This is a genomic window from Sphingomonas sp. 1F27F7B (assembly GCF_005503355.1).
Taxonomy (GTDB): domain Bacteria; phylum Pseudomonadota; class Alphaproteobacteria; order Sphingomonadales; family Sphingomonadaceae; genus Sphingomonas.
The window spans coordinates 66,966-80,848 of the sequence record NZ_SCMK01000012.1; the positions used below are offsets into that span (position 1 = coordinate 66,966).

A 13,883-nucleotide genomic window follows, 5' to 3' on the forward strand; every position below is an offset into this window, starting at 1 on the left:
CCGGCGGCCCATCGTCGGGAGGTGGAGGCTCACTCCCACTCGATGGTCCCGGGCGGCTTGGAGGTATAGTCGTACACGACGCGGTTCACGCCCCGCACTTCGTTGACGATGCGCGTCGCCACGCGCGGGAGGAAGCCGCCCGGAAACTCGAACGCCTCGGCGGTCATGCCGTCGATCGAAGTCACCGCCCGCAGCGCCAGCACCGAATCATAGGTGCGCCCGTCGCCCATCACGCCGACCGTGCGCACCGGCGTCAGCACCGCAAAGGCCTGCCAGATCGCATCGTAGAGCCCGGCGTTGCGGATCTCTTCCAGATAGATCGCGTCCGCCTTGCGCAGGATGTCGCAGCGCTCCTTGCTCACTTCGCCCGGGATGCGGATCGCCAGGCCCGGCCCCGGAAAGGGATGGCGCCCGACAAACTGCTCGGGAAGCCCGAGTTCGCGGCCCAGCGCACGAACCTCGTCCTTGAACAGCTCGCGCAGCGGCTCGACGAGCTTCATGTTCATCCGCTCGGGCAGCCCGCCGACATTGTGGTGGCTCTTGATCGTCACCGAGGGGCCGCCGGTGAAGCTCACGCTTTCGATGACGTCCGGATAAAGCGTGCCCTGCGCCAGGAAATCGGCGCCGCCGATCTTGCGCGCCTCTTCCTCGAACACGTCGATGAAGGTCTTGCCGATGAACTTGCGCTTGGCCTCGGGATCGGTGACCCCGGCAAGGCCGCTCAGGAACAGCGTCTCCGCGTCCACATGGACGAGCGGGATATTGTAGTGGTTGCGGAACAGGCCGACGACCTGCTCGGCCTCGCCCGAGCGCATCAGCCCGTGATCGACGAACACGCAGGTCAGCTGCTCGCCGATCGCCTCGTGGATCAGCACCGCCGCCACCGCGCTGTCGACTCCGCCGGAAAGGCCGCAGATCACCTTGCCGCTGCCCACCTGCGCCCGGATCTCCGCGATCTTGGTCTGGCGGAACTCGGCCATCGTCCAGTCGCCCTGCAGACCGCAGACATGGCGGACGAAATTGGCGAGCAGCTTGGCGCCGTCGGGGGTGTGGACCACTTCCGGGTGGAACTGCATCGCATAATAGCGGCGATCGTCGTCGGCGATCACCGCGAAGGGCGCGCCGGCGCTGTGCGCGACCGGGCGGAAGCCGGGGGCGAGGTTGGTCACCTTGTCGCCATGGCTCATCCAGACCTGGTGGTTCTCGCCCTCGTGCCACATGCCGTCGAACAGCACGCAGCCATCGTCGATCTCGATGAAGGCCCGGCCGAACTCGCCGCTGTCGCCCAACTGCACCGTGCCGCCCAATTGGTGCATCATCACCTGCTGGCCATAGCAGATGCCGAGCACCGGCAGCCCGCTGTCGAATATCTCCGGCGGAACGCGGGGGCTGCCCTCGTCGAGCACCGATGCGGGCGAGCCCGACAGGATGATGCCCTTGGGTTTCATCCGCGCGAACGCCTCGGCGGCAGTGGTGAAGGGAGCGATCTCGCTGTAAACTCCGGCCTCGCGCACGCGGCGCGCGATCAGCTGGGTCACCTGGCTACCGAAATCGACGATCAGGATGGAATCTGCATGCTGGTCCATGCCCAGCGCGCTTAGCCAGAACCGGCGCCGGGGGGAAGGCCGCCGCGCGATTATTCTGGCGGCAGCGCCACGATCCGGCCGGAAATGTCGCTAAGCCGGCCCTGCGCAGTGTCGCCGGCCTTGTTGGCAAGCAGGATCACCGCCGGCCGCTTCTCGGGCCAGAGCATCATCACGCTGGCAAAGCCCCGGGTGCCGCCCGAATAGCGCAGCTGGCGCCCGCCCCCGGCAGTTGCGAGACGATCCAGCCGAGGCCCACCCAGGTCTGCTTGTCGAGCGGGAACCAGCTGCCCTTGTGGCTGAGCGCTACCGCGGGATCGCGCGCGACAGCATCCCGGTCCCTCCCCCAAAAGTTCAGAGTGCTTGCAGCCCCTCGATCGTCACGATCGGGCTGCTGCCCCGACGCAAGGCGCAGCGGAAGCCATGGCTTTCCCGAGTGGTGTCGCGATAGCCGTCGGCCAGGTCCAACCGCCCCTTGATCACCCAGCTCTTGCCGTTCCAGACGGTGCTGGTGACCGTAGAGACCTGCGCGAGGCGGGCATAACGCTCGCCCAGGCTTTCCGCTTCCAATGCACAGCGATCGGCGGCCGCGTCCTCGTCATATAGCCCGTCGAACTCCGCGGCATTGGGCGCCGGCGTCTCGACGATCGGCGCGCTGGCGGGCGGCGGCATCTCGCCGTAGCGGCTGCCGTCGACCGGGCCGGTATCGATCGGCACCCGCTCCTCCGCCGGCTCCGTGCCGTGCGACTTCTTCTTCCCGCTCGCGACCAGCGCCAGCACGCCGCCGACCACCAGGCCGCCGACGATCGCGTCGCCCAGATCGAACTTGTCCTTGTGCCTCTCGCGCGACGGGCGCCAGTCCTGCGCCTCCGCCGGCATCGCCAGCCCCATCATCGCCGCTACTGCAATCGTGCCGCCCGCAAGCTTCAGAACTTCCATGCCGCCCTCCGTTACTTTCGCGAAACGAGAACTATGCGCGCCTGCCTGACGCGCGGCTGAACCGATTTACGGCCGGACGCCGTCCCCTTGCGACAGGAACGGCGTCTCCAGCGCCTTACTTGCTCTTCACGTCCAGACCCGTCCACTTGGCCGTGAACGCCCACAGGTCCGCCGCTTCCTCGATGATCTTGTCAGTCGGCTTGCCCGAGCCGTGCCCGGCGCGCGTCTCGATGCGTACCAGGTGGGGCTTGTCGCCGATGTCTGCATGCTGGATCGCCGCGGTGTACTTGAACGTATGCCCGGGCACGACGCGGTCGTCGGTGTCCGCGGTCGTCGCCAGGATCGCCGGATAGGCTATGCCCGACTTGATGTTGTGATAGGGCGAATAAGCATAGAGCGTCTTGAAATCGGCTTCCTTCGACGGATAGCCATAGTCGTCGACCCAGTAGCGCCCGGCCGTGAAGCGGTCGAAGCGCAGCATGTCCATCACGCCCACCGCCGGCAGCGCCGCCGCGAACAGGTCCGGCCGCTGGTTCACCACCGCGCCCACCAGCAGCCCGCCGTTCGAGCCGCCCTGGATCGCCAGCTGGTTCCGGCCGGTGATGCCTTCCTTGATCAGATACTCGCCCGCGCCGATGAAATCGTCGAACACGTTCTGCTTGTTCGCCAGGCGCCCGCCATCGTGCCACGCCTTGCCATATTCGCCGCCGCCGCGGATGTTGGCAAGGACGAACACGCCGCCCTGCTCCAGCCAGGCGAGGCGCGAGGAAGAGAAGCTCGGGCCATAGGAGACGTTGAAGCCGCCATAGCCCCAGAGCAGAGTCGGCGCCGGACCGGCCACGCTCTTCTTGCGGACAATGAACATCGGCACCTTCGTCCCGTCCTTCGACGTGAAGAAGCGCTGCTCGACCTTATAGTCCTCGGGCTTGAACAGCAGCTTGGGACGCGCCCAGGGCGTGCTGGTGCCGGTCGCCATGTCGTAGCGATAGATGGTCGTCGGCTCGTTGAAGCTGGTATAGGCGTAGAAGGTCTCGGGGTCGTCAGGCTCGCCGCCAAAGCCCGAGGCGGTGCCGACGCCGGGCAGCTTGACCGGGCCGATCGCGCCGCCGTCGAGCGTGTAGCGGCGCACTTCGGTCTTGGCGTCGACCAGATAGCTCGCCACCAGCGCGCCGCCGACGATGGCGGCGCCTTCCAGCGTCGCCTTGTCCTCAGGGACCAGATCGGTGGTGACCGGGTTCGCCGCCGCCACGTCCATGGTCACGATCTTGAGCTTCGGCGCGCCCTTGTTGGTTACCCAGTAGAATTTGGTGCCGACATTGCCGGCCAGGCTCCAGCTATTCTCCAGCCCCGGCACGATCACGCGCGGCGTGCGCGCCGGATCCTTCAGGTCGATCAGCGTGATCTGGTAGCGGTCGTCGGTGCCCTCGCTGGTGGTGATCGCCATCCAGCGCCCGTCATCGGTGATCTGGGCGTAGTGGCTCCACTTGGGATGGTCGGGCGTCTCGAACACCAGCGTGTCGGCGCTGTCGGGCGTGCCGAGCTTGTGGAAGTAGATCTTGTGGTTCTCGTTGAGCGCCTGGTATTTGGCATCGGCGGCGACGTCCGGATAGCGCGAATAATAGAAGCCGCTGCCGTCCTTGGCCCAGACCGCGCTCAGCGTGAACTTCATGCCGTGGACGCTGTCGCCGGTCTCCTTGCCGGTGGCGACGTCGAGCACCTTGGCGGTGCGCCAGTCGGTGCCGCCGTCCTGGATGGCATAGAGCAGATACCTGCCGTCCTCCGAGGGCGCCCATTCGGAGAGCGCGGTCGCGCCGTCCTTCGACCAGCCGTTCGGATCGATCAGCACCCGGCCCTCGCCGTCGAGCTTGTCGCGGACGAACAGCACCGCCTGGTTCTGCAGCCCCGAATTGTGCATGTAGAAGTAGCGGCCGCCCTTTTTCTGCGGCGCGCCGAAGCGCTCATAGTCGAACAGCTGCTTGATGCGCGCCTTGAACCAGTCGCGACCGGGCAGCGTAGCGAGATAGGCGTTCGTGACCTTGTTCTCGGCCTCGACCCAGGCGGCGACTTCCCGGTCGTTGCGCACGTCGTTCTCGAGCCAGCGATAGGGATCGGCGACCTTCACCCCGAACTGTTCGTCCGCCACGTCGACGCGGCGGGTATCGGGATAGGCGAGCTTGGTCACTTTGGTCTCCGGCTGGGTCTGGGCGAATGCAGGGGTTGCGAGGAGCAGGGGCAGGATGAGGGCGCGGCGCATGGGGCCTCCGAATGGGGAACTGCCCCAGGCTAGCGCACCGGCGCCGGCGCTCAAGCGAAACTGCGAATCGAAGTCCCCGAAACCGCCCAGATCAAGGCGGCGATAACCGGCGCAAGCGCGATGGCGGCCGAAAGCCACGCAGGAAAATTGGAGCGGCGGTTCCTGTCCATGCAGGGAACATGGGGAGTCGCGGCCCGGGGCAGGAGAAGAGGAAATGTTGCGTAGGCAAAACGAAGTATTTCACTCCGGCGCCGCGCGGTGCCCGCCCCTCAGGCCGGAGGCAGCGCGCGCAGCTTGGCCAGCCTCTCCGGCCTCAGGTCCTGATAATCGGTCACGTCCCAGATCGCGTCCTGGATCAGGTCCACGGCCTGCTTGCCGTCTATCTTCTTCCCCTTGATCGCCTTGAGCACCTGCTGGAGCTTCGGATGGCTGGTGACCGGCCCCAGCTCATACTCGGCACCCTCGCCCGGCACGTCCATCTCGACGTTCAGGCACAGGCCGCGGATCAGGAAGCGGCCGCCCGAGGAACCGCCCGCGCCGGCAGGCAAGCGCTTGTCCTGCGCCACTGCCTGTGCCTTCTTCCTTCTGGCCTCCTCCCGGTCCGAGGGAGGCAGGGTGAGATAGCCGCACCAGCTGTCCTTGATGTAGAAATCCAGATCGCTGACCATGATCACGTTCTGGAAGCTCCTGCCCTCTCGCTTCATCCGGTCGAAAATCTCGCCGGCGAGATGCTTGAACATCGTGCCCGCGGGGATGTGGACCACATAGGAGCGGTCCTCCTCGGTGCAGAAGCTCAGGCAGAGCTCCTCCCTGCCGACGCCGAGTTCCGTTTCCTTGCAATCCGCAGGATTGTCGAAGCCCTTGACCGACAACAGCCTGACGCCGGGCGGCAGGCTGAGCGGCGTACCGACGGGCGTGCCCGGATTGTTGCCCAGGCCCGCCATGAGCCGGTCCTGCGCCGCAGCCGGCCCCGCGCCAAGGCTCGCCAGCGCCGCAAGCAGCACGAAGAGCCAAGTCATCCTACGCATCGAGCCTCCTGAACCACGTCGGGCGGACCATGGGTTCGGCGCGGACGGCGGGCGATGGATATTCGACGGAGCACCGATCGCGCTCGACGAAGACGCAAGAAAAAGGGCGGCCGCACCGTGGTGCGACCGCCCTTCCCTATCTCGAGATCGAGGCCGATCAGGCGACGGCGTCGAAATCCTCGTCGGCCATCACCGGGCCCGAATCCTGGCCCTTGGCCGAGACGTCGCGGTCGACGAACTCGATGATCGCCATCGGCGAGGCGTCCGAAGCGCGCGGGCCGGTCTTGATGATGCGGCAATAGCCGCCGTTGCGGTCCGCATAGCGCGCTGCAAGGACGTCGAACAGCTTCACCAGCTGCGTGTCGTCGAGCAGGCGGGCATGCGCCAGGCGACGGTTCGACAGGCCACCCTTCTTGGCGAGGGTGATCAGCTTCTCCACATAGGGGCGAAGCTCCTTGGCCTTGGCGAGGGTGGTGGTGATCTGCTCGTGCTTGATGAGCGCGGCGCTCATGTTGCGGAACAGGGCGGCGCGATGGGCCGAGGTACGCTGCAGCTTACGGCCGCCGACGCGGTGACGCATTGTCTTCTTCCTTCAGTTCGTTCGGGGGCCGTATCAGGTACCCCGGACCAGGCGGTGCAAAATGGGGCCACCGCCCAAAACCCTGTGCGAATTTCGCGAAGGCGCGCCCAAAGCGGATTCGGGCGGGAAAGTCAAGTCATGCGCACGCGCCGCACACCCGCCGGCGCCAGCATCAGCACCCAGTCCATCGCATCGGCGCGGTCGGGCGAGCGCCCCAGCCGCCTTTGGGCTCTGTCACGAACACCCCGAACAACCGAAAATGGCGCGCAAGCCAGCCCCACGCCCCGCGCAAAGCAAAGGGGCCGCCCCTCGTGGGACGGCCCGTTTCGTTTGCTTCGCGAGGATCCCAGGCTCGGCCCATGATCTCCCGCTCGGGCTGGTGGCGCCATTTCCCGATGGAATGGCGCCGCCAGCCCTTCCCGAGGCTATTGTTGCGGCTTGGCCGGCGCGTTCGGCGTCGGAGCCGCGGCCGCTGGACCGCCGGCGAGTGCCGCGGCGACCTGCTCGGGGCGCAGCGCGCCCTCGCCCGGCCCCATGTCATCGGCATTGACCATCTTCAGCTTCTTCTGGCCGCGAAACTCGGCCTCGGTCGCCGGCCGGATGTCGGGGCGACCAACCATGATGCCCATCTTGATCTTGCAGGCGGCATATTGCGTCTCGTCCGCCTCGACCTCGAGAGCGAGCATGTCCTTGGCCTCGCTCTTCACGCTGAACTCGTGGCGCCCCGGCTCCGTGACCATGATGAAATACTTGCCGGCGCCGAGCGAGCTGACCTTCTGCCCCTTCTCGTTGACCGAGCAGCCAATTGCGAAGCCCGCGCCACCGGGGCGATAGAACACGATCTGACCCTTGCCGGCCGGCGGTGCCGGGATGGCGATCGGCACGCTGTCTTCCTTGTCGCCGGCGATAGCGGGCGCCGAAACCGCAGTCAGCGCCATCGCTGCCGCAATGCCTAACCCGTTGAACATGATATTCCCCCTCTCTTGCTTACTGAACCGATTGCGCGGCAGGCGCCGGCACGGATGCCGGCGGCGCGAGCGTGAAGATCTCGGCGGTCTTGGCCTCGGCGAGCCTGCCCTGCGGCAGGTTGACCTCGCCGCCTTTGATCATGAAGCAGATCAAGGCGATAGGCGGCGCAACCGCTGCGCTGGCCGTGTTGAGCGTATGGACCGTGCCGGTCCTCGACTTGCCGTTCGGGGACACATGCATGCTGCGCAGCCGCAACCGCCGCCCGCAGACTTCGAGGAAACGCGCGGCCAGCACCAGTTCGCCGCCGGCACCGCTGCCCCCGGCCTTCTTGGCATGGATTACCTCGCCCCCGCCGCTGGCCCCCGCCGGAAACAGCTCCACGCCATCGGCCATGATCGGCGCGGCAAGACGGAGCGCAAACGTGGCGCCAGGCGTGCTGGTCTTGCTGCCGAGCGGCTCAAGCAGTTCGACGGTGACCGGCGTGAACGCCGGAATGACCAGCGACGGCACGCAAGGCTGCGGAGCCTGCGCCACACCCGCCCGCTGCGGTGCGGACGCTGCCGCATCCTGCGCCAGGGCACAGCCAGGCAAGAAGCCGCACACAAGCGCGGCGCTTGCCAAGAATAGCTGCCGATGCACGGAAATGCCCCCCGATATCCCCCGCGGGCAAGGCTATGGCGAGCGCCATCCTTTGGCAAGCGGCACAAATGCACCGGAATGGCGCAAAGCAAAAGGGCCGCCCCTCACGGGACGGCCCTTTCGGTTGTTCGCTTCGGATCCTGGGCTCAGCCCATGATCTCCTGCTCGAGCTTCTTGGCCATCTCTTCGATGTTCTCAGGCGGCCAGCCCGGGATTTCCATGCCGAGGCGAAGGCCCATCGACGACAGGACTTCCTTGATCTCGTTGAGCGACTTGCGGCCGAAGTTCGGCGTGCGCAGCATCTCGGCCTCGGTCTTCTGGACCAGATCGCCGATATAGATGATGTTGTCGTTCTTGAGGCAGTTGGCCGAGCGGACCGAAAGCTCCAGCTCGTCGACCTTCTTCAGCAGGTAGCGGTTGATCTGCGATGCATCGCCCGAGCCGGTCTCAGCGGCGCCGGCAGCCGGAGCCGCCATGCCGATCGGAGCCGAGCGGGTGATCGCCGAATCGTCGAAGTGGACGAACAGCGCCAGCTGGTCCTGAAGGATGCGCGCGGCATAGGCCACCGCGTCTTCCGGCGTGATCGTGCCGTCGGTCTCGATCGACAGCGTGAGCTTGTCGTAGTCGAGCTCCTGGCCGACGCGGGTATTCTCGACCTTGTACGAGACCTGGCGGACCGGGCTGTACAGCGCGTCCACCGGGATCAGGCCGATCGGGGCGTCCGCCGGGCGGTTCGACGCGGCGGGGACATAGCCCTTGCCGGTGTCGGCGGTCAGCTCCATGTTGAGCGTCGCGCCATCGTCCAGGTGACAGATGACCAGATCGGGGTTCATCACCTCGATGTCGCCCGACACGGCGATGTCGCCGGCCTTTACCTCAGCCGGGCCGGTGGCCGAGAGCTGGAGGCGCTTCGGGCCTTCGCCCTGCATGCGGATCGCGATCTGCTTGACGTTGAGGACGATGTCCGTCACGTCCTCGCGCACGCCCGCCAGCGAGCTGAACTCGTGGAGGACGTTCTCGATCTTGATCGAAGTGACCGCGGCGCCCTGCAGCGACGAGAGCAGCACGCGGCGCAGCGCGTTGCCGAGCGTCAGGCCGAAACCGCGCTCGAGCGGCTCGGCAACGAAGGTCGACTTGCGCTTGGGATCGCCACCGGGCTTCTTCTCGAGGCCGTTGGGCTTCTTGAGTTCCTGCCAGTTCTTAGCGTTGACCGACACGGGCTTTCCTCATGTTGGGCGGGACTAGAGGCGCGTCCCGCCAGGTAACTACTGCAAGACCGCGGGCCCGCCTCAGGGCCCGCGGCGACAAGCAGGAACGATCAGACGCGACGACGCTTCGACGGGCGGACGCCGTTGTGCGGAATCGGAGTCACGTCGCGGATCGACGTGATCTGGAAGCCGACCGCCTGCAGCGCGCGAAGGGCGCTCTCGCGGCCCGAACCCGGGCCCTTCACTTCCACCTCGAGGGTGCGCACGCCGTGCTCGGCGGCCTTGCGGCCCGCGTCCTCGGCGGCGACCTGGGCGGCGTACGGGGTCGACTTGCGCGAGCCCTTGAAGCCCATCATGCCGGCCGACGACCACGAGATGGCGTTGCCCTGCGCGTCGGTGATGGTGATCATCGTGTTGTTGAAGCTGGCGTTCACATGGGCGACGCCTGCGGTGATGTTCTTGCGCTCGCGACGGCGGATGCGCTGCGGTTCACGTGCCATTGTTCAGCGCTCCCTTACTTCTTCTTGCCGGCGATGGGCTTGGCCTTGCCCTTGCGGGTGCGCGCATTGGTGTGCGTGCGCTGGCCACGAACCGGAAGCCCCTTGCGGTGACGCAGGCCGCGATAGCAGGCCAGGTCCATCAGGCGCTTGATGTTCATCGCGGTCTGGCGGCGAAGGTCGCCCTCGACGGTGTAGCCGGCGTCGATCGCCTCGCGGATCTGCAGCACTTCCTGGTCCGACAGGTCCTGAACGCGGCGCTCGTCCGCGATGTTCAGCTTGGCGGTGATCTCCTTGGCCTTGGCCGCGCCAATGCCGTGGATGTACTGAAGCGCGATGACGACGCGCTTGTTGGTCGGGATGTTGACACCCGCAATACGAGCCATGAAATTTGTTCTCCCAGCTCCACGGGGCGCCGCATGGCAGCTCGCACCCCATCTCGTAGCGTTGATCCCGAAATGCGGCGGCACGACGAGCGCACAAGCACGCCGCCGGACACCGGTGTTTCGGAAGATGCGCGACATATGCGTCCGCCAGCGCAGAGTCAAGCGCTGTGGGAAAGGCTTTCGCCGGAAATGGACTTATACACGAATCCGGCGCCTCCGCCAAGCCGATGCCCGCCGTCGCCCCGGCGACACGACGTTCAACCGGGCGGTAGAGCATGTCATTGACTCCGTTGACGCAATTGCCCGTTCGAAGCGGAAACCCAACCGATCGGTTGAATGTCGCGTGCCACCGGCGAACCAGAACAGGCGGAGCCCATATTGCAAGCCGAACGGCCAGCCCTACCCCTCGGCGGCCAGGCGATAGCCCGCCCCGCGCACCGTATGGAGGATCGGGGCCTCTCCCTCTTCCAGCTTGCGGCGCAGGCGGCCGATATGGACATCGACCACGTTCGAGCCGGGATCGAAGCGGCAGTTCCACACATGCTCCAGCATCATGGTGCGCGTGACGACCTCGCCGGCATGGCGGGCGAGATATTCAAGCAGGTGAAACTCGCGCGCCACCAGCGGCACGGCGCGGCCGGCACGGGCGACGGTGCGACTGAGCAAGTCGATCTCGAGATCCCCGACCACGATCCGCGTCGCCTTGGCGTCCGCCTCGACCCGGTCTGCCCGGCGGAGCAGCGCCGCGATGCGCGCTCGCAGCTCGGCAAAGGAAAAGGGTTTGGCGAGATAGTCGTCCGCACCGGCCGCGAGGCCGCCGACCTTGTCGTCGACCGTGCCGAGCGCGGAAAGCATGATCGCGGGAGTCCGCATCCCCCGCTCGCGCAGCGCACCGAGCATCGACAGGCCGTCCATGCCGGGCAGCATGCGATCAAAGAGCCACAGGTCGAAATCGCCCTCGGCGGCACGGACGAGGCCGGAGGGGCCATCGCCGCAGGCCTCTACCTCGAAACCGGCATCGATGAGCCCACGGGTCACGAAGTCCACGGCGGCGGCGTCATCCTCGACAATCAGGATATGGTGCGTCACGTCCGTCCTCCGCCCGGCCCGGCAAAAGGGATGGCCGACGGACAAGGGGGCGTCCGTCGGCCGAGCGTCGATGCCAGGGCAGCATCGGCGCCTTCAGGGCGCAACGGTGTCCCAGGCGCTCTTCCCGGCGAGCCCGGTCCGGAAAGGGGGCTGATCCGGACCATGGCTATGGCGGCGGTCGCAGGGGGAGGAACGACCAGGCCAGCGCCGGGAAGAGCATCGGGGAAACCGCATGCGGTTGACCTCTGATGCATGGCCGACGGGGGCGTGCCGGCCATGGCCCCTGATAGCCGCCGGCACTACCCCGGGCAGTGACCGGGGCATGACAAAATCGTAATGTTGAACCGTCAGCGCTCGGCCGCTGCCTTCAGCCCGGCGACCTGCGCCGCCAGCACGCCATCGACCGGCGCGGCGATGCGGCCCAGGCCCGGCGCACCGGCCACGGCATATTCGACGCTGACCATCGTCGACTTGCCGTCCGCCGCCGGATCGAGCGTCACTGTCATCACTGCGCTGGCCGGAAAGGATTGCAGCGGCCCGAGCCCGCCGCGGAGACGCAGCATCTTGCCCGGCCGAACGAAGATCACGTGCATATGCTCGACGCCGCCCCCGTCCGGCAGCTTCTCGCACCAACAGCCGCCGGCGCGCGCGTCGAGCGACAGATTCGCGGCATTGCCCGACCAGCTATGCTCACCGCTCCACCACGCCGATGGCGTGACCAATATGGCCCAGACCTTCGCGGGCGGGGCGGCGATCGCAGCCTTCTCGACAACGGTGAAGCTGGTTTCCGTCGAAGCCGTAACTTCGGCGGCCGCGGGTGCGGCGGCGGCAAGCGCCAGCGCGATCGGCAAAAGGGCCTTCATCTTCCCTCCTTCGTCGAGGAAGAGCGATCATAGCGCGCAGAGCAGCATTCCAGAAGCGGCGGCGACGCGGCGCGGCATTTCCATCTCGATCCGCCGGGCCGCCGTGCGAGCGACGGAGAGATAGTGGAGCGTGCCGTCCAGATAGGCATCAAAGGCACTCGCCCGGACATGTTGCCCGTCGATGAAGCGGCGCAGCGCATAGGGGCTGTCGCCAGGCGCGTTGAGCCCCTCGGTCACGAGCGTGGCGGAACGGATGCCGCTCGCCGCGAGAAGCGCGGGTGCAGAGGGATGGAAGGTGCCGCTCGGATAGCAGAAATGCTCGGGCTCGCGGCCGCCGGTCGCAGCGACCAGCGCCGCTCGATTCGCCGCGATCTCCGGCACGAGCTGGCCGATACGGCCCGCGACGTCGATATGCCGATGGGTATGGAGCTGGATGTCGACGCCCCGGCCATGCGCATCGGCGATCTCGGCCGGGCGCATCAGGTGGAACTGCCGGCAGTCGAGCCAGGCTTCGCCGATCCCGAACGCCCGGCCATAGGCGCGCAGCGCATCGAGGCGCTCCGCCTCGGGCACGGCCTCGATCCGGCGGATCACGCCGCCGCGATCTTCCCCCGTCCGGCCCGAGGCGGCGATGAGATAGTCGACCGCGACGTTCACCACCGGCAGATCGCGCTCCGAATACCAGGTGGTCGCATAGAGCGTCGCGGGCAGGCGATGCCGCTCGAGCACCGGCAGCATGTGGCTGTGGGTCGAAGCCCAGCCATCGTCGATCGTGATCACCACTGCGGCGGCCGGCAGGCGGTTCGCGGCGAGCCGCTCGACTGCCTCGCCCAGCGGCAGCACCGGCAAGCCCGAGCGGGCAAGCCGCGCCATGCGCGCCGCGAACTGCTCGGGCGTCATGAACAGACAGCGGCCAAAAGGTGCGCCGGGCACCAGCCACAAGCCGTGATAGCAAAGGATGCGCAGCTGGGCGCCGGTCGCGCGGCGGGCGAGCATCGACAGGCCGGTCCACCGGGTGGCTCGCAACAGGGCATGCTTGGGCAGCATCGGCAACCAATCCCCCGCCCGGCCGGAATGCCGGAGCGCGGGGATCGTCACAGCCCCGGCTTAAGCAGGGGTTAGGGCAACAATATATTACAAAGCGCCGGGCGCCCCGGCCGAGCCGGGATCAGGCTCCGCCGTCGAGGATCGCGTCGATCTGCGCGCCCACTTCGGCGATGTCGGCCATGCCGTCGACCTTCCGCACCAGGCCCTTGGCATCGTAGAAGGGCAGGATCGGCGCCGTCTTGGCCCGATATTCGGCCATGCGAGTGCGCACCGTCTCGGCATTGTCGTCCGGACGGCGCTTGAACTCGTGATGGCCGCACACGTCGCAAGTGCCGGCGACCTTGGGCAGCTTGAACTTGTCGTGATAGCCCTCGCCGCAATTCGCACAGGTGAAGCGGCCTTCGACCCGCTCGACCAGCGCGTCCTCGTCCACTTCCAGTTCGATCACGTAATCGAGCTTGCGGCCGCGCTCCGAGAGCAGCGAATCCAGCGACTCCGCCTGGGCCACGGTGCGCGGATAGCCATCGAAGATCGCGCCGTTCAGCGTATCTTCCATGTCCAGCCGCTCGCCGATGATGCCCGAGACGATCGCGTCGGACACGAGCTCACCCGCATCCATCACCGCCTTGGCCTGGAGGCCGGTGGGCGTGCCCGCCTTCACCGCGGCGCGCAGCATGTCGCCGGTCGAGAGCTGCACCATGCCGCGCTCGCTCTCGAGACGCTTCGCCTGGGTGCCCTTGCCGGCTCCCGGCGGGCCCAACAGGATGATGTTCACTAAGCCTATCCCCTCAGTTTCGGCCA

The 13,883-nt window shown here is 67.0% G+C and carries 15 protein-coding genes; all 15 read right to left on the bottom strand.

All coding sequences use genetic code 11. The features are described from left to right. Positions 1-29: 29 nt before the first annotated feature. The 15 genes from guaA to FFS08_RS12725 all read right to left on the bottom strand — a co-directional run bounded on the left by guaA (position 30) and on the right by FFS08_RS12725 (position 13,857). On the bottom strand, positions 30-1,586 hold the full coding sequence (guaA, locus tag FFS08_RS12660; protein ID WP_137862261.1) for a glutamine-hydrolyzing GMP synthase: 1,557 nt from the start codon (positions 1,584-1,586) through the stop codon (positions 30-32). Positions 1,587-1,636: 50 nt separating this feature from the next. Continuing rightward, on the bottom strand, positions 1,637-1,759 hold the full coding sequence (locus FFS08_RS24225; RefSeq protein ID WP_283214623.1) for a hypothetical protein: 123 nt from the start codon (positions 1,757-1,759) through the stop codon (positions 1,637-1,639). Positions 1,760-1,937: 178 nt separating this feature from the next. Then, positions 1,938-2,522 carry a hypothetical protein gene (locus tag FFS08_RS12665; RefSeq protein WP_137862262.1) on the bottom strand — a complete coding sequence of 195 codons (585 nt, stop codon included), beginning with the start codon at positions 2,520-2,522 and terminating at the stop codon, positions 1,938-1,940. A gap of 115 nt (positions 2,523-2,637) precedes the next feature. Next, complete coding sequence (locus FFS08_RS12670; protein ID WP_137862263.1) at positions 2,638-4,776, bottom strand: prolyl oligopeptidase family serine peptidase; 2,139 nt, start codon at positions 4,774-4,776, stop codon at positions 2,638-2,640. Between the two features lie 269 nt (positions 4,777-5,045). Continuing rightward, entirely contained in the window at positions 5,046-5,804 is a 759-nt protein-coding gene (locus tag FFS08_RS12675; protein WP_137862264.1) for a hypothetical protein, read from the bottom strand. 157 nt (positions 5,805-5,961) lie between these two features. After that, on the bottom strand, positions 5,962-6,384 hold the full coding sequence (gene rplQ, locus FFS08_RS12680) for a 50S ribosomal protein L17 (protein ID WP_137862265.1): 423 nt from the start codon (positions 6,382-6,384) through the stop codon (positions 5,962-5,964). A 425-nt stretch (positions 6,385-6,809) separates the two neighbouring features. Next, positions 6,810-7,352: a DUF2846 domain-containing protein gene (locus FFS08_RS12685; protein ID WP_137862266.1), complete on the bottom strand. Its 543-nt coding sequence runs from the start codon at positions 7,350-7,352 to the stop codon at positions 6,810-6,812. Positions 7,353-7,371: 19 nt separating this feature from the next. Next, the gene (locus FFS08_RS12690) at positions 7,372-7,974 is read right to left on the bottom strand and encodes a hypothetical protein (RefSeq protein WP_137862267.1); all 603 of its coding nucleotides are present in this window, start codon (positions 7,972-7,974) and stop codon (positions 7,372-7,374) included. Between the two features lie 164 nt (positions 7,975-8,138). Beyond that, on the bottom strand, positions 8,139-9,209 hold the full coding sequence (locus FFS08_RS12695) for a DNA-directed RNA polymerase subunit alpha (protein WP_137862268.1): 1,071 nt from the start codon (positions 9,207-9,209) through the stop codon (positions 8,139-8,141). A gap of 101 nt (positions 9,210-9,310) precedes the next feature. After that, the gene (gene rpsK / locus FFS08_RS12700; protein WP_010545745.1) at positions 9,311-9,700 is read right to left on the bottom strand and encodes a 30S ribosomal protein S11; all 390 of its coding nucleotides are present in this window, start codon (positions 9,698-9,700) and stop codon (positions 9,311-9,313) included. A gap of 14 nt (positions 9,701-9,714) precedes the next feature. Beyond that, positions 9,715-10,083: a 30S ribosomal protein S13 gene (gene rpsM, locus FFS08_RS12705; RefSeq protein ID WP_137862269.1), complete on the bottom strand. Its 369-nt coding sequence runs from the start codon at positions 10,081-10,083 to the stop codon at positions 9,715-9,717. Positions 10,084-10,482: 399 nt separating this feature from the next. After that, complete coding sequence (locus FFS08_RS12710; RefSeq protein WP_137862270.1) at positions 10,483-11,172, bottom strand: response regulator transcription factor; 690 nt, start codon at positions 11,170-11,172, stop codon at positions 10,483-10,485. A gap of 347 nt (positions 11,173-11,519) precedes the next feature. Continuing rightward, on the bottom strand, positions 11,520-12,035 hold the full coding sequence (locus FFS08_RS12715) for an SRPBCC family protein (protein WP_137862271.1): 516 nt from the start codon (positions 12,033-12,035) through the stop codon (positions 11,520-11,522). A 27-nt stretch (positions 12,036-12,062) separates the two neighbouring features. Beyond that, the gene (locus tag FFS08_RS12720) at positions 12,063-13,082 is read right to left on the bottom strand and encodes a polysaccharide deacetylase family protein (protein WP_137862272.1); all 1,020 of its coding nucleotides are present in this window, start codon (positions 13,080-13,082) and stop codon (positions 12,063-12,065) included. Between the two features lie 121 nt (positions 13,083-13,203). After that, complete coding sequence (locus FFS08_RS12725) at positions 13,204-13,857, bottom strand: adenylate kinase (RefSeq protein ID WP_137862273.1); 654 nt, start codon at positions 13,855-13,857, stop codon at positions 13,204-13,206. Between the last annotated feature and the right edge of the window lie 26 nt (positions 13,858-13,883).

What these genes read in the sequence shown, in the direction of transcription:
- guaA (WP_137862261.1), bottom strand. Translation starts at nt 1,586, where the DNA reads ATGGACCAGCATGCAGATTCCATCCTGATCGTCGATTTCGGTAGCCAG.
- FFS08_RS12665 (WP_137862262.1), bottom strand. Translation starts at nt 2,522, where the DNA reads ATGGAAGTTCTGAAGCTTGCGGGCGGCACGATTGCAGTAGCGGCGATG.
- FFS08_RS12670 (WP_137862263.1), bottom strand. Translation starts at nt 4,776, where the DNA reads ATGCGCCGCGCCCTCATCCTGCCCCTGCTCCTCGCAACCCCTGCATTC.
- FFS08_RS12675 (WP_137862264.1), bottom strand. Translation starts at nt 5,804, where the DNA reads ATGCGTAGGATGACTTGGCTCTTCGTGCTGCTTGCGGCGCTGGCGAGC.
- rplQ (WP_137862265.1), bottom strand. Translation starts at nt 6,384, where the DNA reads ATGCGTCACCGCGTCGGCGGCCGTAAGCTGCAGCGTACCTCGGCCCAT.
- FFS08_RS12685 (WP_137862266.1), bottom strand. Translation starts at nt 7,352, where the DNA reads ATGTTCAACGGGTTAGGCATTGCGGCAGCGATGGCGCTGACTGCGGTT.
- rpsK (WP_010545745.1), bottom strand. Translation starts at nt 9,700, where the DNA reads ATGGCACGTGAACCGCAGCGCATCCGCCGTCGCGAGCGCAAGAACATC.
- rpsM (WP_137862269.1), bottom strand. Translation starts at nt 10,083, where the DNA reads ATGGCTCGTATTGCGGGTGTCAACATCCCGACCAACAAGCGCGTCGTC.
- FFS08_RS12715 (WP_137862271.1), bottom strand. Translation starts at nt 12,035, where the DNA reads ATGAAGGCCCTTTTGCCGATCGCGCTGGCGCTTGCCGCCGCCGCACCC.
- FFS08_RS12720 (WP_137862272.1), bottom strand. Translation starts at nt 13,082, where the DNA reads ATGCTGCCCAAGCATGCCCTGTTGCGAGCCACCCGGTGGACCGGCCTG.